Below are 16,962 nucleotides of genomic sequence, written 5' to 3' on the forward strand. Positions count from 1 at the left end.
CATGGCGACGACGCTAGTGGGATGAATCACACACTTTCCGCTGCAACGCCGCAACGGTCCTCGCCGGGGGGCCCCGCTCCCACTACTGCTGACGGGCCCGCATCACGGTTCTCCAAAGGTTCGGCAGCTGCCGTCCTCGTCTGCTGGCTCCTGGTGGTTTTCGATGGTTACGACCTCATCGTCTACGGCACCGTCCAGTCCTCCCTGATCACCGAAACCGGGTGGGGCCTGACGAAGGCAACCGCCGGAACCATCGGTTCCATGGCCTTCCTTGGCATGATGATCGGAGCCATCTTCGCCGGCCGCATGGCCGACTCCTGGGGGCGCCGCCGCACCATCCTCGGCTGCGCCATCATCTTCTCGATCTTCACCATCCTCTGCGCCTTCGCCCCCAACGCCGCTGTTTTTGGCGCCCTGCGGCTCCTCGCCGGCATCGGGCTCGGCGGCCTGGTACCTTCCGCCAACGCCCTCGTTGCTGAACTGGTCCCCACCAAATGGCGGTCCACCGTCGCCACCCTGATGATGTCCGGCGTCCCGATCGGCGGATCCATCGCCGCCCTCGTGGGCATCCAGCTGATCCCCGCTTTCGGCTGGCAGTCGATGTTCCTCGTGGCCGTGCTCGCCCTGGTGATTGTGGTCCCGCTGGGACTGAAATACATCCCCGAGACCCTGGCGCCGGTCAGCGCAGCCGAGAAGGCCGCCCGCAAGGCCGGCGTCAAGGGCAGCCTGAACAGGGAGCCCTCCGGCTTTTCCTCCCTGCTCCGCGCCCCGTACCTGGGGGTCAGCGTGCTGTTCGCCCTGGCGACGATCGGTACCCTGTTCGCCTGGTACGGGCTGGGCACCTGGCTGCCTAACCTCATGCAGCTGGCCGGCTACAATCTGGGTTCCGCCCTGACCTTCGCCCTCGCCCTGAACCTGGGCGCGGTGGCAGGCTCGGTCATTACGGCCTGGGCCGGCACGCGGTTTGGGCCGGTGCCGACCGCCGTCGCCGCCGCCGCCGTCGCCGCCGGAGCGCTGGTGGTCCTCGTGACCGGACCGTCGGTCACCGTCGTCTACCTCATGCTGGTCCTCGCCGGCGTCGGAACCCACGGCACCCAGTGCCTCATCATCGCCGCCGTCGCGAGCCACTATCCCGGACACCTCCGGGGGACCGCACTGGGCTGGGCACTGGGGACGGGCCGCATTGGCGCCGTCGCCGCACCCCAGGTGGGTGGCCTCCTGCTGGCCGCGGGTCTGGGCGTCAATTCCAATTTCCTCGCCTTCGCCGGTGCAGCCGCCATCGCCGCGGTCCTGCTGGCCGCCGTCGGCATCAAAATCAAGTCAAAACTCGCAATCTCACCATCACCAACAGGAGCAATTAATGTCTGAGCACGCCACGTCCACTGATGTCCTCGTCATCGGAGGGGGAATGGCCGGACTGGCCGGAGCCCTCGCGCTGCGTGAAAACGGCGCCAACGTCACCCTCGTGGAGCGGGCACCGGAATTCGGTGAGGTCGGTGCGGGGCTGCAGATGGCCCCCAACGCCTCCCGCGTCCTGGCCCGCTGGGGCCTGCTGGAAAAGGCGCTGGAGATCGGTGTCCAGCCGAAGCACCTGGTCTTCCGCGACGCCGTCACCGGCGAGGAGCTCACCCGCCAGACGCTCGGCGGGGAATTCGAGCAACGCTACGGCGCGCCGTATGTCGTGATCCACCGCAGCGACCTGCACCGGGTCCTCCTCGAAGGCTGCGAGGCGGCCGGCGTCAAGCTCGTCAACGACGTCATGGTCGAGAGTGTCGAAACCGTGAACGGCCGCGGCGTGGCCCACACCGCAGCCGGTGTGGACTACGAGGCCGACGTCGTGATCGGCGCCGACGGACTCCGGTCCACCCTGCGTCCGCTCGTGACCAACGACGAGCCGGTCCCCTCGGCCTACGTCGCCTACCGCGGCACCGTGCCAATCACCGAAAACACCCCCAAGGCCGACCTTGAGGACGTCATCGTCTACCTCGGCCCGGACTGCCACCTCGTGCAGTACCCGCTGCGCAAGGGCGAGCTGCTGAATACCGTTGCCGTCTTCAAGTCCGCCTCCTTCGAACGCGGCGAAGAGCAGTACGGCGGCGTCGACGAGCTCGAGGCTGCCTACAAGGACTGCGTCCCGGCCGTCCAGGAAGCGCTCAAGAACCTGGCCACCGGAATCCGCTGGCCGATGTACGACCGCGACCCGATCGAGAACTGGGTCGCCGGCCGGATGATGTTGATGGGCGACGCCGCGCACCCGATGCTCCAGTACCTTGCCCAGGGCGCCTGCCAGGCCCTCGAGGACGCCGCCGTGCTCCAGGACGTCAGCAACGGGACCGTCTTCACCGCGGACGGCATCCACCCGGAAGCCTGGGACGGTGCCATCCGGGAGTTCAACGACCTCCGCGCAGGCCGGACCGCCCGGGTCCAGCGCACCGCGCGCGTCTGGGGCGAATCGTGGCACGTCTCCGGACTGGCCCGGACGCTGCGCAACCTGCTCTTCAAGAGCCGGAAGGACAACGACTTCCAGTACAACGACTGGCTGTACGGCCAGAGCGGCGACGGCGTCCCCTCACCGGAGCGCTCGGCAGGACACGCGAAGCTTCCCGCCTGACAAACCCCCGCGCCCACCGGCATTTTGAACGCCGGGCACCGAACCGGTGCCCGGCGTTTGCCGTCTCCTGCGTTTGTTTTGCCTTGTTGCCTTTCGCCCGTGCGCTTTAAGCCGTCAAGCTATTTGCTGAACGCCGCACGTCCTCCCGGTGAACACCGGATGAATGTTGCCGGCAACGGGGAAATGAGACCGCTGACCGTCGACTCTGAAGATTGGGCAACAGGTGGAAATCACCATCATGGTGGCGCTAGTCATATCGCTGGCGCTTTTTTGACTTCACCAACGGATGTCATGACACCGCCAACGCGATGGCCACCCCCATCGCCACCGGTGCAATCAAACCCAAAACGGCAGTCGCCCTCGCGGCGGTGCTGAACCTGGTGGGGGCTTTCCTTTCCACGGAAGTGGCCAAGACGGTGTCCGGCGGCATCATCAAAGAGGGGTCGGACGGCATCCAGATCACCCCCGAGATCATATTCGCGGGCCTGATGGGGGCCATCCTCTGGAACATGATCACCTGGCTCAAGGGCCTGCCGTCAAGTTCCTCGCACGCGCTCTTCGGCGGCCTGATCGGCGCTGCCATCGCGGGCATCGGAATCCACTCGATTAACTTCGAGAGCCTGATGCAGAAAGTCATCCTCCCCGCGATCTTTGCGCCGATCATCGCCGGCGTTGTGGCGTACCTGTGCACGAAGCTGGCTTACGCGCTGACCTCCCGCCACGACCCGGAGTCCGGCAGCAAGCTCACGCAGAAGCGCGGGGGCTTCCGCACCGGCCAGATCTTCACCTCCAGCCTTGTGGCCCTCGCGCACGGCACCAACGACGCGCAGAAGACCATGGGCATCATCACCCTCGTGCTGATAGCCGCCGGCACCCAGCAGCCCGGCTCCGGACCGCAGTTCTGGGTCATTGCCTCCTGCGCTTTCGCCATCGCGATCGGCACCTACTCCGGTGGCTGGAGGATCATCCGGACCATGGGATCCGGACTCACAGACGTCAAGCCCGCCCAGGGTTTCGCGGCCAGAAGCAGCACGGCCTCAGCCATTCTTGCCTCCTCGCACCTGGGGTTCGCGCTGTCCACCACCCAGGTGGCCTCCGGCTCCGTCATCGGATCGGGCATGGGCCGCCGGGGCACCACCGTCCGGTGGGGAACGGCCGGAAAGATTGCGCTCGGCTGGCTCTTTACCCTCCCGGCCGCCGGGGTCATGGGGGCCCTGACCGCCCTGCTGGTGCAGACCGGCGTCGCCGGCGTGGTTATCGCCGCCGTGGCCGGCATCGCTGCCGTGTTCTACATGTTCCTGCACTCGAAGAAGTCGCATGTCGGGCACCATAACGCCGTCGAAGTCGAGGAAGCCGGCCAGGCCGTGCGGTTCCGCCAGAAGAAGAAAGCGGTTGCTGTCAGCCGCGCCAAGGACGAGCAGAAGGACGGGCTGTCATGAAGTGGCTGGAACTGGTTCAAGTGGCGGGCGCGACGCTCGTCGCGGCGGTGACCGTGGTGGTGCTGTATTCCCTGGGCGTCCGTCTGACCGCGATTGCCGGTGACGTCAGTGAAAGGAAGCCCGCCTGGGTGCGGCCGCTCGCCATTGTGTGCTTCTGCCTGTGCGGCCTCGCCGTGCTGTTCGGGCTGTACCTGATCATTCCCTACTTCAGCAAGTAACCGGCCCGCTGCACGAAGGATGGGCACCCGCGGCCGGAATGGCTAGGCTGGGGACATGTCTGGTTTCCAGTATTTCGTGGCGTCCTCGCTGGACGGATTCATCGCCACCGCCGATGACGACCTGGACTGGTTGCTCCAGTTCGACGGCTTCGCCGGGGGCAAGGAAAGCTACGACGCTTTTATGTCGGACGTTGGCTGCATCGTGATGGGGGGAGAGACCTACGCCTGGCTGAGGAAGCATGAGCCGGGCAGCTGGCCGTACCCGGATACACCGTGCTGGGTGTTCACCCACCACGAATTCTCGGCTCCCAACGGCGCGGACGTGACCTTTGTCCGCGGACCCGTTGCCGAATTTGTCGAGGACCTTAAGGCCGCAGCGGGCGGCCGCAACGTCTGGATTGTCGGCGGAGGCGTCCTCGCCGCCCAGTTCGCCGACGTCTCCGTGCTGGACGAGATCATCATCTCGATCATTCCCGTGGTGCTCGGAAGCGGCAAGGCGGTCCTGCCCCTCTCGGGCCCGACGGCGCCGCTGGAGTTGGTCTCCTCGCACACCATGGGCCGGGGGATCGTGGAGCTGCACTACCGCTTCGGGAGGAGCCCGGCCTAGTGCCTGCCCGGCCTGGTGCCTGCCCGGCGTCGGGGCTACCCCGCGATGTCGCGGATCAGGTTGGTGATCCGGGCCGTGGAGAGCCGGTGGCCGCTCTCGTCCGTCATGACGATCTCGTGCGTGGTCAGCGTGCGCCCGAGGTGGATTGCCGTGCACGTCCCTGTCACGGTGCCCGTCGTAACGGCCCGGTGATGCGTCGCGCTGACGTCGATTCCCAGCGCCTGCCGCTTCGGCCCGGCATGCATTCCGGCGGCAAAGGAACCGAGGGTCTCGGCCAGGACCACATGGGCGCCGCCGTGCAGAATTCCGGCCACCTGGGTGTTGCCTTCCACCGGCATGGTGCCCACCGTGCGCTCGGGACTCATCTCCAGGAAATGGATCCCCATCTTCACCACCAGGGCACCCACGCCGTATTGCCCCAGCCAGTCGTACAGTTCCTCGGGAATCCCGGCAGCCGCCAGCTCGGCCGCGTAGGGCCCCGGCGTGAAATTGTCCATCATGGGAACTAGGCTGGCATCTGTGAGCGAAACTACCAAACCGGCCCTTGCCCCCTCTGCAGCAGACATCCTCCCGGCAACTGAGACTGCATCAGTGATCACGGCCAAGCCCGCCCGGAAAGCGAGCCGGGCCGCGGAGTCGGTTTCCGCCACTGAGGCCCCCGTGATTCCCATCACGGACCAACCGCGACTCCTCGTCCTGGATGGACACTCCATGGCCTTCCGGGCGTTCTTCGCCCTGCCCGCGGACAAGTTCTCCACCGCCACGGGGCAGCACACCAACGCGATCCACGGGTTTACCTCCATGCTCATCAACCTGATCAAGGCGCAGAAGCCCACGCACATTGCCGTTGCCTTCGACGTCTCGGACGAGACCACCCACCGCAAGGTGGAGTACAGCGAGTACAAGGGCGGACGCAACGAGACGCCCCGGGAGATGAGCGGCCAGATCGACCTCATCGACAAGGTCATGGGCGCGTGGGGAATCAAGACCATCAAGATGCCCGGCTATGAAGCTGATGACATCCTGGCGACTCTCGCCGCCATGGGTGAAAAGGCAGGCTTCGAGGTACTGCTCGTCTCGGGCGACCGCGATGCGTTCCAGCTGATTACGGACAACGTTTTTGTGCTGTACCCCAGGAAGGGCGTCAGCGACATTCCCCGGATGGATGCCGAGGCCATCCAGGAAAAGTACTTTGTCAGCCCCGCCCAGTATTCGGACCTCGCCGCCCTGGTGGGGGAGACCGCGGACAACCTCCCTGGCGTTCCCGGCGTCGGGCCCAAAACGGCCGCCAAATGGATCAACCTGTACGGCGGGCTCGAGGGGGTTCTGGAACACCTCGACGCGATCGGCGGCAAGGTGGGGGACGCCCTCCGGGAAAATGTGGAGCTCGTCAAGCGCAACAGGCGGCTGAACCGGCTTCATCCGGACCTTGACCTCCCGGTAACGCTGGACGAGCTCGCCGACCCGCGGCCGGACCAGGCCGCCCTCGAGGAGCTGTTCGACGCCCTCGAATTCAAGACCATCCGCACCCGGCTCTTTGCCCTCTACGGCGCCGACCTTCCTGAAGCGGAGCGGGTAAGCCTCGAAACCCCGGACTTCGTGATCCCCTCGGACGCTGCCGAGCTGGCTGCCTTCTTCGAGGCGGGGGCCGGCAAGCGTTCAGCAGTCGCCGTCGACCTCGTGCCCGGCCGGATTGGTGAGGATGCGACCGCCCTGGCCGTTGTCCATGACGGGGCGGCCGCTTACATCGACCTCGCCGGCCAGGACGCCGTTGCCGAGAACGTCCTGGCCGGGTGGCTCAGGGACGCCGGCGCGCCCAAAATCCTGCATGGCTACAAGGCGGCACTCAAAGCGCTCACCAACCGGGGCCTGGGCCTGGAAGGCGTGGTGGATGACACCTCAATATCCGGGTACCTCATCCAGCCTGACCGCCGCAGCTACGAACTCGCCGAGCTTGCCCAGCACCACCTCAACATCAGCGTCTCAACCGAGGCCGCCAAGGCAGGGCAGCTTGAACTGGCGTTCGACGGCGACGACGCCGCCGCAGCCGGCGCGCTTGTCCAGGTGGCCGCCGTCGTCCAGGCCCTGAGCCGGTACTTCGAATCGGAGCTCAAGGAACGCAAAGCCCAGGACCTGCTGACCACGCTCGAGCTGCCGGTCAGCCGGGTTCTTGCCGACATGGAACTCGCGGGAATCGCCATCGACATGCCGCGCATGGACGAGCAGCTTGCGGATCTCGCAAAGGTGATCGACAACGCCCAGAGCCTTGCCTTCGAAGCCATCGGCCATGACGTGAACCTGGGTTCACCGAAGCAGCTGCAGACGGTGCTGTTCGAGGAACTGGGGCTGCCGAAGACCAAGAAGATCAAGTCCGGCTACACCACGGACGCCGCGTCGCTCAAGAACCTGCTGGAAAAGACCGGGCACGAATTCCTGGTCCAGCTCATGGCGCACCGCGAGTCGTCGAAGCTGCGGCAGATGCTGGAGTCGCTGAAGAAGTCCGTCACCGACGACGGCCGGATCCACACCACCTACGCCCAGAACGTGGCCGCCACGGGCCGGATTTCCTCCAACAACCCCAACCTGCAGAACATCCCCATCCGCAGCGAGGAAGGCCGGCGCGTGCGGAGCATTTTCGTGGTGAGCGAAGGCTACGACTGCCTGCTCTCGGCGGATTACTCGCAGATCGAAATGCGGATCATGGCGCACCTCTCGGGGGATCCCGGGCTGATCCAGGCCTACAAGGACGGCGAAGACCTGCACCGTTTCGTGGGCTCCAACATCTTCCATGTGCCCACGGACCAGGTGACCAGCGCGATGCGGTCCAAGGTCAAGGCGATGTCCTATGGCCTGGCCTACGGCCTGACCTCCTTCGGTCTCTCCAAGCAGCTCGAGATTTCGGTCGACGAGGCGCGGACCCTGATGAAGGAATACTTCGACCGGTTCGGCGCTGTCCGCGACTACCTCCGCGGCGTGGTGGACCAGGCCAGGATCGACGGCTACACCGCCACCATCGAGGGGCGCCGCCGTTACCTGCCGGACCTCACCAGCACCGACCGCCAGCTGCGCGAGAACGCGGAGCGCATTGCGCTGAACTCGCCGATCCAGGGATCGGCGGCGGATATCATCAAACGCGCCATGCTGGGCGTCTCCGGCGCCCTCGCGGAACAGGGCCTGAAATCGCGCATGCTGCTGCAGGTCCATGATGAACTGGTCCTCGAAGTGGCGCACGGCGAGCGTGAGGCCGTGCAGCAGCTGGTGACGGAACAGATGGGCTCGGCAGCCAGGCTGACCGTTCCGCTCGACGTCCAGATCGGCATCGGCTCCAGCTGGTACGAGGCCGGTCACTGACGCCGTTTCGTTCGAGCATTCGGCAGGATTCCTAGGGGGAGAACGACGTGGCAGAGCAGTATGAAATCCGGCGGTTCCGCGCGGCCGAAAAATCCGATCCGGAGTACGCGCTGGGGGAAGCCTGGCTGCGCGGCGTCGGCGTCGGCTTTTACGACGAGCGGCACAAGGAAGAGTTCGTCGACAAGGTCATGGCCATGTACCGGGTCGACAACCGCGAGATGACGGGGGTCTACCAGACCGGGGCCGTGGCCGACCGCTCCCTGGCGGCAGAGATCCCGGTCGCGACCTTCGCGACCCTGCGCAAGCACCTCAACACCGGCTACGGGCGGCAGCTCGAAGCCCAGCTGATCACCGCCGTGACCGTCCGCGGAACGCACCGCCGCCGGGGGATCCTGCGCCGGATGATGACCGAGGACCTCGCCGCGTCCAAAGCCGACGGTCTGGCCATCGCGGCTCTGACAGCCTCGGAGGCTTCCATCTACGGCCGGTTCGGCTTCGGCGTCGCAACCTTCGAGCGCGGCATCACGGTGGACACCGGACCGCGGTTCCGGGTGCGGCACACACCGGCCGGTTCGGTGGAAATTGCCGACCGGAAAGTGCTGCTGGATTTGGCTCCGCGCGTGTTCGAACGCGTCCACCGCGTCACCCCGGGTTCGATCGTGCGGCAGGACGCGTACCGGCAGCGCAGCTCGGGAACCCTCGGCCAGGACGGCACGGAGGACGACTCGATCAGGTGCGCCCTGCACTACGACGCCGCCGGGGCCGTGGACGGCTATGTCGCCTACAAATTCTCCGGATGGGACACCAAGCCGCACACCATGGAAGTCATTGACCTGGTGGCGGCAACGGATTCCGGCTACCTGGAGCTGTGGCAGTTCCTTGGCAGCCTCGACATGATCCAGCGGGTCACCTGGGCCGAAGCGCCCGTGGACGACCCGCTGACGTGGGCCCTCGAAGACCCGCGCTGCATCCAGTCCTCCGAGAACCGCGACATGCTGTGGCTCCGGATTCTCAACACCGTCGCGGCGCTGCGCGCCAGGCAGTACTCATCCGAGGGCAGCCTGGTCCTGCGCGTCACCGATGCGCTGGGCCTTGCCGGCGGCACATTCACCCTGACCGTCAGGGGCGGCGTGGCGACCGTTGGGGCTGCCCCGGACGGCGACGCACCGGAGCTTTCCCTGGACGTGGCGGAACTCGGATCCATCTATCTTGGCGCTGTCTGCCCGGTCACGCTGGCAGCCGCCGGGCGGATTGCCGAGCACTCGCCGGGGGCCGCGTTGAGAGCGAGACTCATGTTCGCCGTCGAACGCGCACCGCACTGCCTGACGCATTTCTAGCCGGGTCCCAGCCGGGCCGTTGCGCTTTGACCCGCGTTCCCGTATACGACTAGACTAAACGGGCGTGTACTACGTGCGCGCATCTACAATCCACAAATCAGGATGACCCGGCGATGTGCCGTGTTCTGTGCCCGTGTCGCCGACGCGGGCGCAGCGGTTTGCCTGACCGACTAACTATCCACAACGGAGCCCCTACTACATGACCATCACCTCCACCGAGAAGCCCGGTACACCCGTAGTCGCAATTAACGACATCGGTACCGCTGAGGACTTCCTCGCAGCAGTCGACGCCACCATCAAGTACTTCAACGACGGAGACCTCGTCGAAGGTACCGTCGTGAAGGTCGACCGCGACGAAGTTCTGCTCGACATCGGTTACAAGACCGAAGGTGTCATTCCCTCCCGCGAGCTGTCCATCAAGCACGACGTTGATCCCGGAGACGTCGTCTCCGTTGGCGATCTCGTCGAAGCCCTGGTGCTCACCAAGGAAGACAAAGAAGGCCGCCTGATCCTCTCCAAGAAGCGCGCTCAGTACGAGCGTGCCTGGGGCGACATCGAGAAGGTCAAGGAAGAAGACGGTGTCGTCACCGGTACCGTCATCGAGGTTGTCAAGGGTGGTCTTATCCTCGACATCGGTCTGCGCGGCTTCCTGCCCGCATCCCTCGTCGAGATGCGCCGTGTGCGCGACCTCGCTCCGTACATCGGTCAGAAGATCGAAGCCAAAATCATCGAGCTGGACAAGAACCGCAACAACGTTGTGCTGTCCCGCCGTGCATGGCTCGAGCAGACCCAGTCCGAGGTCCGCTCCACGTTCCTCAACAAGCTGGAAAAGGGCCAGGTCCGTCCCGGCGTCGTTTCCTCCATCGTCAACTTCGGTGCCTTCGTGGACCTGGGCGGCGTAGACGGCCTGGTTCACGTTTCCGAGCTGTCCTGGAAGCACATCGACCACCCGTCCGAGGTTGTCGAAGTTGGCCAGGAAGTCACCGTCGAGGTTCTCGAGGTCGACCTGGACCGCGAGCGTGTGTCACTGTCGCTCAAGGCTACGCAGGAAGATCCGTGGCAGACCTTCGCCCGCACGCACGCCCTCGGGCAGGTTGTGCCGGGTAAGGTCACCAAGCTGGTTCCGTTCGGCGCGTTCGTTCGTGTTGAAGACGGCATCGAAGGCCTGGTCCACATCTCCGAGCTCGCCGTGCGCCACGTTGAGCTGGCCGAGCAGGTTGTCTCCGTTGGTGACGAGCTGTTCGTCAAGGTCATCGACATCGACCTCGAGCGCCGCCGCATCTCGCTGTCCCTCAAGCAGGCCAACGAGGGCGTCGACGCCGAGTCCACCGAATTCGATCCGGCTCTCTACGGCATGGCCGCTGAGTACGACGAAGAGGGCAACTACAAGTACCCGGAGGGCTTCGATCCGGAGTCCAACGAGTGGCTTGAAGGCTACGAGACGCAGCGCGCCGCCTGGGAGCAGCAGTACGCTGACGCCCAGACCCGCTGGGAAGCCCACAAGAAGCAGGTTGTCCAGCACGCTGCCGACGACGCTGCAGCTGCAACGTCCGGCGAGAGCGACTCCGGCACGACCAGCTACTCCTCCGAGCCGGCTGCAGCCGAGACCAACGCCGGTGGCGGCACGCTCGCTTCGGACGAGGCTCTTGCAGCACTGCGCGAGAAGCTGACCGGCAACTAATTGCCCATGTACCCAGGGACTCCGCTCCCTGGGGCCAGGCAGTTGGTAGCTTGAAGTAGCACCGTAAAGGTGGCCGTCCCTGCGGGGGCGGCCACCTTTCGTTTGAGCTTTTGATCCCTGGTCACCGGTGCGTCAGCGGAGGACTGGGCATGCTCCAGCGTCCGGGTCCGGTACGCCCGGGCGGCCCAGTGGGACATGCCCAGTCCTAGGTTCGGCCCGGGGACATATGGGCACTATGTCCAGCCCTGAGCACGAAGTCGGGGCATGCCCGGAGCCCGGGACTCCGAGCATGTTTGCCCGCCCTGTCAGCGAAGCCCAGAACGATGACCGGATGAAATCAGCCCGTGCCGTTGGCCCGCCTGTGGAGCAATCTCAGCCCCGGATCTCTAGCTGGCCGGTTTCAGTGCAGTCCGCCATGCGCCTACCGCTTTGGCCGTGCTGAAGGTCCAGGCGGCAGTGCCGCTGGCGCCCGCGGTTGCCTGGACCCGGTCCGCCTGTTCGGCGATCTGGCCGCCGGCCGCCTCCCAGCGCTCCGTCCATCCGGTGGGCGGGGTCGCTGCCGGGTTGGAGCTGTCAAACCCGAGCCCGCCGATCAGCATGGCACCGTTGGTGGCGGTCGTGACACTGCCGACGGCGATGCTGCTGGCGCGGTACGTCGTGTCGACCGCTGTGGCCAGGGAGCTGTCCAGCGGTGTTGTGTTGTTGACCCCTGCGTACGCGGTCATGCCGCCGCCCCACTTCACGGCGGTGCTCAGCGTCCAGGTGTATGTTGCCGGGTCAGATGGGCCGACAACCCGGTAGTACGCGAATACGCGCGCCCCGGCCGAGGACGAGCTGTTGATGCTCAACCCGTTGACGATCGCTATCCAGCCCGCCGGGACAGCCACCGTCGGATTCCAGTCCGCCGTGAACGACGCGATCAGGACGTCACCGGCCGTTCTGCCCGCGGGCGCGGCCAGTGCCACCGTAGTGGTCGCCGTGGCAGTACTGGTTGTTGTCGAGCCGCGCACGGTGATGCCCGGTGATGTGCCGGCCGGGTTCACCGTGATGGTCCGGGTGCTGGACGTGGAGCCGCCGGTATTGGTGGCGGTCAGCCGCGCCGTGTAGGTCCCCGCAATGGAGTAAGTGTGGGCCGGATTTTGGGTCGTGGCCGTGCCACCGTCACCGAAATCCCACGCCCACGAGGTCGGTGACCCGGTGGACGTGTCGGTGAAGTTCACGGTCAGCGGAACCGTGCCGGACGTGGGGGTGGCGGTGAACGAGGTCACGGGGGCGCCCGGCACCGCCGGGTTCACCGTGATGGTCCGGGTGCTGGACGTGGAGCCGCCGGCGTTGGTGGCGGTCAGCCGCGCCGTGTAGGTCCCCGCAATGGAGTAAGTGTGGGCCGGATTTTGGGTCGTGGCCGTGCCACTGTCACCGAAATCCCACGCCCACGCTGTCGGCGGGCCGGTCGAAGTGTCGGTGAAATTCACCGTCAGGGGAACGGTGCCGGAAGTGGGGGTGGCGGTGAAAGAGGCCGCGGGAGGTGGGTTCGTCCCGGCCGGCGCGATGCTGAACGCGTCCGTGAAGCCTCCGTCCGTAGCCACGAACGCGGCATTCAGTGACGTCGAAGTGAACCGCAGGTCCAGGAGGCCATGGCTGGGGTTGGCGTTCAATCCGGAGTAGGCCGCAAAATAGGGCGCTTCCGCGTCCGCGGCATTGACGTTGCGCAGCTCCATACCGCCGGTGCCCACAGTGGAAATGACTGAGCCCGCCCCTTTGTCGAGGGTGTTGTCCGAGTCCCGAACGCAGGACGGGTTGTAGGCGGCGGGCTGCAGTCCAATACACCCGGCAGCCGTGGCCAACTGCTTGCTCCGCTGGTATTGGTGCTCGTGGCCGTTGAGGATCAGGTCCACTTTCTTACTGAGGAGCAGATTCGTAATGGGGGTTCCGGCTTCGCAGCCATAAATACCCATCGAGATGCAGGGCGTGTGCATGCCCGCGACCACCCACGGGATGGAGGCCGCGCGGGCACCGTCGATTGCGGCTGCCGTCCAGTTGTACCGGGCACTGCCCGCGGAATAGTCCCAGACACCATCGGAGAACGGCAGCCCGGGCGAGATGAAGACGAAGCGAACCAGCGGGTTCACTTCCGGAACGTCAACGTAATACTGCCTGCCATAAGACCCGATCGCCCCCGGCAACTGATTGGGCAGGCAGGCTGAAAAATCGTTGATGTTGCCGTTCAGCCCGTTGCTTTCATGGTTGCCGGCAACCAACTCGAAAGGAAAGCCGGAGCCGGTGCGCGACGTCACAAAATCGCACCATGCCTGTTCCGCCCCGGTGGCCCCGTACGAGAGATCACCGAGCGCCAGGTGCAGGTCGGGCGCAATGGCGCCAACCCTCGTCAGAACCCCAGCCGCCGCAGCATTTCCCGAGTAGTCGCTGGCCGCCGTGACACGCAACTGGCCCGGCACTGCGGGGATGGCCGCGGTTGCGACCGCACCGACGGCGGCGTCCGCGCGCAGCGCGCTGGGACCGGCAATCGCGGGGCTGAGCGCCACCGCCCCTCCCAAAACCAGGGCGGCACTGGCAAAGGTCACAGTCAGGAATCTTCCAACGTTCATGGCATGCTCCCACAACCCGAAGTTCCGGATCGCTGATCCGGGGCCAAAGCCCGGGACGGGCAGAGCCACCTGCTGTCCACGGGCAACGGACTGAGTCGGGGGGGAGACCTCACATGGCGTCAGCCACATGCTAAAATCCGCCCCTTGTGGATACCTTGAGTTTCGCTTTGGCTTTCAAATGGGTGGTGGCTGGACTGGTGCCTGTCTGGGAGGATGGCTGCCAGTCCTGCTGAACGTGGCCCGGACCCACCAGCGTGGCAGCCGCCAAGGCGGGCTCCCGGATGCAGTTCGCCATCGACACCGACGCCGCCGACGTCGACCTGGAGAACCCCGGCGTCGAGCTCCTCAGCTGTCAGTAGGACCGGCAGTTCGGGATGCGAACGGAGTTTTTACGCGACTGCGGCGGCCACACCTGGGATATTACAGCGGGGTCGAGTAGCCAGAATGGGGCATGCCCAGGCTGGGGCCGGGCGGATGAGCACAATGGGATTATGTCCAGCGGCCGCCGCCAAGGTGGGGCATGTCCAGTGGCGGCCCCGGGGCCAGCTGGGGACATGTCCCGTGGGAGCGGTCAGCGCAGCGGGATCCGGGCCCTGACCGGAACCGTGGCGTCGCCGGAGGCTTCGGCCTCCTCGAGCTCGGCCCCGGACGAGCGCAGGAGGACCAGCGCCGCGGCATTCCCGGCCGTCGTGGTGGCCTCCAGCACCGCGGCGCCGGAGGCACCCGCCCGGGCGATCACGAGCCGAAGGGCTTCCCGCGCGATTCCGTGGCCGCGGAAACTGCGGCCCAGCCAGATTCCCGTTTCCAGGGTGTCCGCCCCGATGCGCTTGAGCCGGATGGATCCCGCCAGTTCCCCGTCGGCGCTGATCGCCCAGCTTTTCTGCTGCGCGGGCCCGTCGAGCCCCGCCGCGGCGTGGTGGTATTCGCGGAACCAGCTGATCCGTTCCGAGTTCCAGCCGCCGGCGCTGCCCAGGGGCGGCGTCACCTCGTCCGCGTCGGCGTCCTGGATGGCCACGGTCAGGAGCTGATCCAGTACCGCATCGGAGACGTCGAGTAGCCGGACGGCGGCGGGGACAGACTCAGCCGAGGGGGACATCGATCCACTCCGTTTCTCCCGGCAGCAATTCCGCGGTTCCAGCTGACAGTGCGGCAAGCCGTTCACCCGCCCGGGCCAGGCCCGCCCGGTCATCGGGCAGGGGGAGCCTCAGTACAGTAGTCTGCGCCCCGTAACTGGTTTCGCCCATCACATATCCCGCGGCGCGCAGCTCGTTCTCGAGCCGTCCTGCCGCCGTATGGGGGACCGCCACCGTGCAGATCCGCAGCCGGCGGCGTTGCACCAGCGGGGCCCGGTTCAGGGCGGCGGACACGGACTCGGAGTAAGCCCGGACGAGGCCGCCGGCGCCGAGCAGGATTCCGCCAAAGTAGCGGACCACGACGGCGGTGACATCGCTGAGGTCCGTCACGCCGGGAGCGGTCTCGCGTTTCAGCAGCGCGTCCAGCATCGGGTTGCCCGCGGTGCCGGACGGCTCGCCGTCGTCGTTGGAGCGCTGCACGTCGCGGTCCGGGCCGAGGACAAAGGCGGAGCAGTGGTGCCGTGCATCCTGGAATTCCCTGCGCAGCCCGGCCACGACGGCCCGGGCGCCCTCCTCATCCTCGGTGCGGTGCAGCACGGTAATGAAGCGGGAGCGTTTCACTTCGATCTCGTGGCGGAACTGCGGGCCTGCCGCCAGCGTGGTGTAGACGGTGGCCCTGCTCTCCGGGAAAACCGCATCATCAGCCACCGGATCAGTTTAGTCTGGTGGGGTGCTGAAAATCGGGTTGACGGGCGGCATCGCCTCAGGGAAGTCAGTGGCTGCCTCGCGCCTGCGCGAACTTGGCGCGGTGGTGATCGACGCCGATGCCCTGGCCCGCGAGGTTGTGGAACCCGGAACGCCCGGACTTGCCAGGGTGGTCGAGGCTTTCAGCAACGCCGTCCTGACTCCCGACGGCGGACTGGACCGGCCCAAGCTTGGCGGCCTCGTCTTCGGCAACCCGGAACGCCTCGCGGTGCTCAACGGCATCATCCATCCGCTCGTGCGGGAGCGTGCCGCTGCGCTGGCCGCCGCCGCCGCGAAGGGCGCCGTGGTGGTCCAGGACATCCCGCTGCTGGTCGAGACCGGACAGGGCGCCAACTTCCATCTCGTGGTGGTGGTGGACGCCCCCGACGGCGTCCGGGTGCAGCGCATGGTGCAGCACCGGCACCTGAGCGCCCCGGACGCCCGGGCCCGGATGGCCGCCCAGGCCAGCAGGGAGGCCCGGCTGGCGGCGGCCGATGTCGTCCTGGACAACTCGGGTTCAAAGGCAGAACTTCAGGACGCGGTGGACCGGCTCTGGAAGTTCCGGCTGGCACCGTTCGCGGAGAACCTGGCCAGGCACCGCCTCGCGCCGCGTACCGGCGGGCCGGTGCTCACCCCCGCCAACCCGGAGTGGCCCGCGCAGGCCGGCCGGCTCATCGCGCGCCTGCGGGCCGCCGCCCCGCAGGAGATTCTGACCCTGGATCATGTCGGTTCCACCGCCGTCCCCGGACTCCCCGCGAAGGACATCCTGGACCTCCAGCTCGGCGTCGAGGACATGGCCGCCGCGGAGCGGATCGCGCCGCTGCTCGCCGACGCCGGTTTCCCGGGCTGGCCCGGCATCACCTCCGACAACCCCAAGCCCTCCCACCCGGATCCGGCGGCCTGGCCGAAGCGGCTGCACGGCAATGCGGACCCCGGGCGGGCGGTCAACCTCCACCTCCGTGCCGTGGGGTCCCCGGGCTGGCGTTTTGCGCTGTGCTTCCGCGACTGGCTGCGGGACGACGCGGCCGCCCGGGCCGACTACCTCGCCGAGAAACGGCGCGTCGCAAAATTGCACGGTGTGGACAAATCCACCGCCGGCTACGCCGCCGACAAGGAAGGCTGGTTCGCTGACTACGCGTCGCCGCGGATGGCAGCGTGGGCACAACGCACCGGGTGGCAGCCGCCGTCGTACACCGCCGCAGGGCTGGAAGCGGCACCGCGGACGGCACCGCGGACGGCGCCGCCGCCGGGTCCGGCCCGGACCGGCCCCGGTACCGCCCAAAGCTGAATCAGGG

General features: G+C 66.7%; 12 protein-coding genes and 1 pseudogene. 9 read left to right on the forward strand and 4 right to left on the reverse strand.

The genetic code is table 11. The features are described from left to right. The first annotated feature begins 21 nt into the window (after positions 1–21). The 5 genes and pseudogenes from ASPU41_RS15325 (at position 22) to ASPU41_RS15345 (ending at position 4,875) form a co-directional block, all read left to right on the forward strand. Entirely contained in the window at positions 22–1,368 is a 1,347-nt protein-coding gene (locus ASPU41_RS15325; protein ID WP_069951633.1) for an MFS transporter, read from the forward strand. Continuing rightward, complete coding sequence (locus ASPU41_RS15330) at positions 1,361–2,611, forward strand: FAD-dependent oxidoreductase (protein ID WP_069951634.1); 1,251 nt, start codon at positions 1,361–1,363, stop codon at positions 2,609–2,611. The genes ASPU41_RS15325 and ASPU41_RS15330 overlap by 8 nt, the downstream gene beginning before the upstream one ends. 223 nt (positions 2,612–2,834) lie before the next feature. Continuing rightward, a pseudogene (locus ASPU41_RS15335) lies at positions 2,835–4,050 on the forward strand (anion permease). Next, the gene (locus ASPU41_RS15340; protein ID WP_069951635.1) at positions 4,047–4,268 is read left to right on the forward strand and encodes a hypothetical protein; all 222 of its coding nucleotides are present in this window, start codon (positions 4,047–4,049) and stop codon (positions 4,266–4,268) included. Before ASPU41_RS15335 ends, ASPU41_RS15340 begins: the two are co-directional and overlap by 4 nt. A gap of 55 nt (positions 4,269–4,323) precedes the next feature. Then, a complete protein-coding gene (locus ASPU41_RS15345) occupies positions 4,324–4,875 on the forward strand; it encodes a dihydrofolate reductase family protein (protein ID WP_069951636.1) in 552 nt (183 codons plus the stop codon). 35 nt (positions 4,876–4,910) lie between these two features. Here the strand turns inward: ASPU41_RS15345 and ASPU41_RS15350 are convergent, their stop codons facing one another. After that, on the reverse strand, positions 4,911–5,375 hold the full coding sequence (locus tag ASPU41_RS15350; protein WP_083266546.1) for a hotdog fold thioesterase: 465 nt from the start codon (positions 5,373–5,375) through the stop codon (positions 4,911–4,913). A 211-nt stretch (positions 5,376–5,586) separates the two neighbouring features. On the opposite strand from ASPU41_RS15350, the gene polA reads away from it, so the two are divergent. The 3 genes from polA to rpsA all read left to right on the forward strand — a co-directional run bounded on the left by polA (position 5,587) and on the right by rpsA (position 11,244). Further along, positions 5,587–8,226, forward strand: coding sequence for a DNA polymerase I (polA, locus tag ASPU41_RS15355; protein ID WP_069952741.1), 2,640 nt, complete (start codon positions 5,587–5,589; stop codon positions 8,224–8,226). Positions 8,227–8,273: 47 nt separating this feature from the next. Next, positions 8,274–9,563: a GNAT family N-acetyltransferase gene (locus tag ASPU41_RS15360; protein ID WP_069951638.1), complete on the forward strand. Its 1,290-nt coding sequence runs from the start codon at positions 8,274–8,276 to the stop codon at positions 9,561–9,563. 199 nt (positions 9,564–9,762) lie between these two features. Beyond that, positions 9,763–11,244 carry a 30S ribosomal protein S1 gene (rpsA, locus tag ASPU41_RS15365; RefSeq protein ID WP_069951639.1) on the forward strand — a complete coding sequence of 494 codons (1,482 nt, stop codon included), beginning with the start codon at positions 9,763–9,765 and terminating at the stop codon, positions 11,242–11,244. A gap of 386 nt (positions 11,245–11,630) precedes the next feature. On the opposite strand, the gene ASPU41_RS23080 is transcribed toward rpsA, so the two are convergent. The 3 genes from ASPU41_RS23080 to ASPU41_RS15380 form a co-directional block, all read right to left on the reverse strand. Beyond that, positions 11,631–13,850, reverse strand: a complete 2,220-nt coding sequence (locus ASPU41_RS23080; protein ID WP_197515679.1) for a PKD domain-containing protein — start codon at positions 13,848–13,850, stop codon at positions 11,631–11,633. A gap of 571 nt (positions 13,851–14,421) precedes the next feature. Next, entirely contained in the window at positions 14,422–14,946 is a 525-nt protein-coding gene (locus tag ASPU41_RS15375; RefSeq protein WP_069951641.1) for a GNAT family N-acetyltransferase, read from the reverse strand. After that, positions 14,930–15,631 (reverse strand): IMPACT family protein, encoded by a 702-nt coding sequence (locus tag ASPU41_RS15380; protein ID WP_069951642.1) that lies wholly within the window; start codon positions 15,629–15,631, stop codon positions 14,930–14,932. The genes ASPU41_RS15375 and ASPU41_RS15380 overlap by 17 nt, the downstream gene beginning before the upstream one ends. Before the next feature lie 22 nt (positions 15,632–15,653). Between ASPU41_RS15380 and coaE the strand changes: the two genes are divergently transcribed. After that, positions 15,654–16,955, forward strand: coding sequence for a dephospho-CoA kinase (coaE, locus tag ASPU41_RS15385; RefSeq protein ID WP_083266548.1), 1,302 nt, complete (start codon positions 15,654–15,656; stop codon positions 16,953–16,955). Positions 16,956–16,962 lie beyond the last annotated feature (7 nt).

The sequence above is a fragment of the Arthrobacter sp. U41 genome (genome assembly GCF_001750145.1).
Lineage (GTDB): Bacteria > Actinomycetota > Actinomycetes > Actinomycetales > Micrococcaceae > Arthrobacter.

Excerpts from the sequence above, each read along its gene's own strand:
- ASPU41_RS15325 (WP_069951633.1), top strand. The coding sequence starts at position 22 with ATGAATCACACACTTTCCGCTGCAACGCCGCAACGGTCCTCGCCGGGG.
- ASPU41_RS15330 (WP_069951634.1), top strand. The coding sequence starts at position 1,361 with ATGTCTGAGCACGCCACGTCCACTGATGTCCTCGTCATCGGAGGGGGA.
- ASPU41_RS15340 (WP_069951635.1), top strand. The coding sequence starts at position 4,047 with ATGAAGTGGCTGGAACTGGTTCAAGTGGCGGGCGCGACGCTCGTCGCG.
- ASPU41_RS15345 (WP_069951636.1), top strand. The coding sequence starts at position 4,324 with ATGTCTGGTTTCCAGTATTTCGTGGCGTCCTCGCTGGACGGATTCATC.
- ASPU41_RS15350 (WP_083266546.1), bottom strand. The coding sequence starts at position 5,375 with ATGATGGACAATTTCACGCCGGGGCCCTACGCGGCCGAGCTGGCGGCT.
- polA (WP_069952741.1), top strand. The coding sequence starts at position 5,587 with ATGGCCTTCCGGGCGTTCTTCGCCCTGCCCGCGGACAAGTTCTCCACC.
- rpsA (WP_069951639.1), top strand. The coding sequence starts at position 9,763 with ATGACCATCACCTCCACCGAGAAGCCCGGTACACCCGTAGTCGCAATT.
- ASPU41_RS23080 (WP_197515679.1), bottom strand. The coding sequence starts at position 13,850 with ATGAACGTTGGAAGATTCCTGACTGTGACCTTTGCCAGTGCCGCCCTG.
- ASPU41_RS15375 (WP_069951641.1), bottom strand. The coding sequence starts at position 14,946 with ATGTCCCCCTCGGCTGAGTCTGTCCCCGCCGCCGTCCGGCTACTCGAC.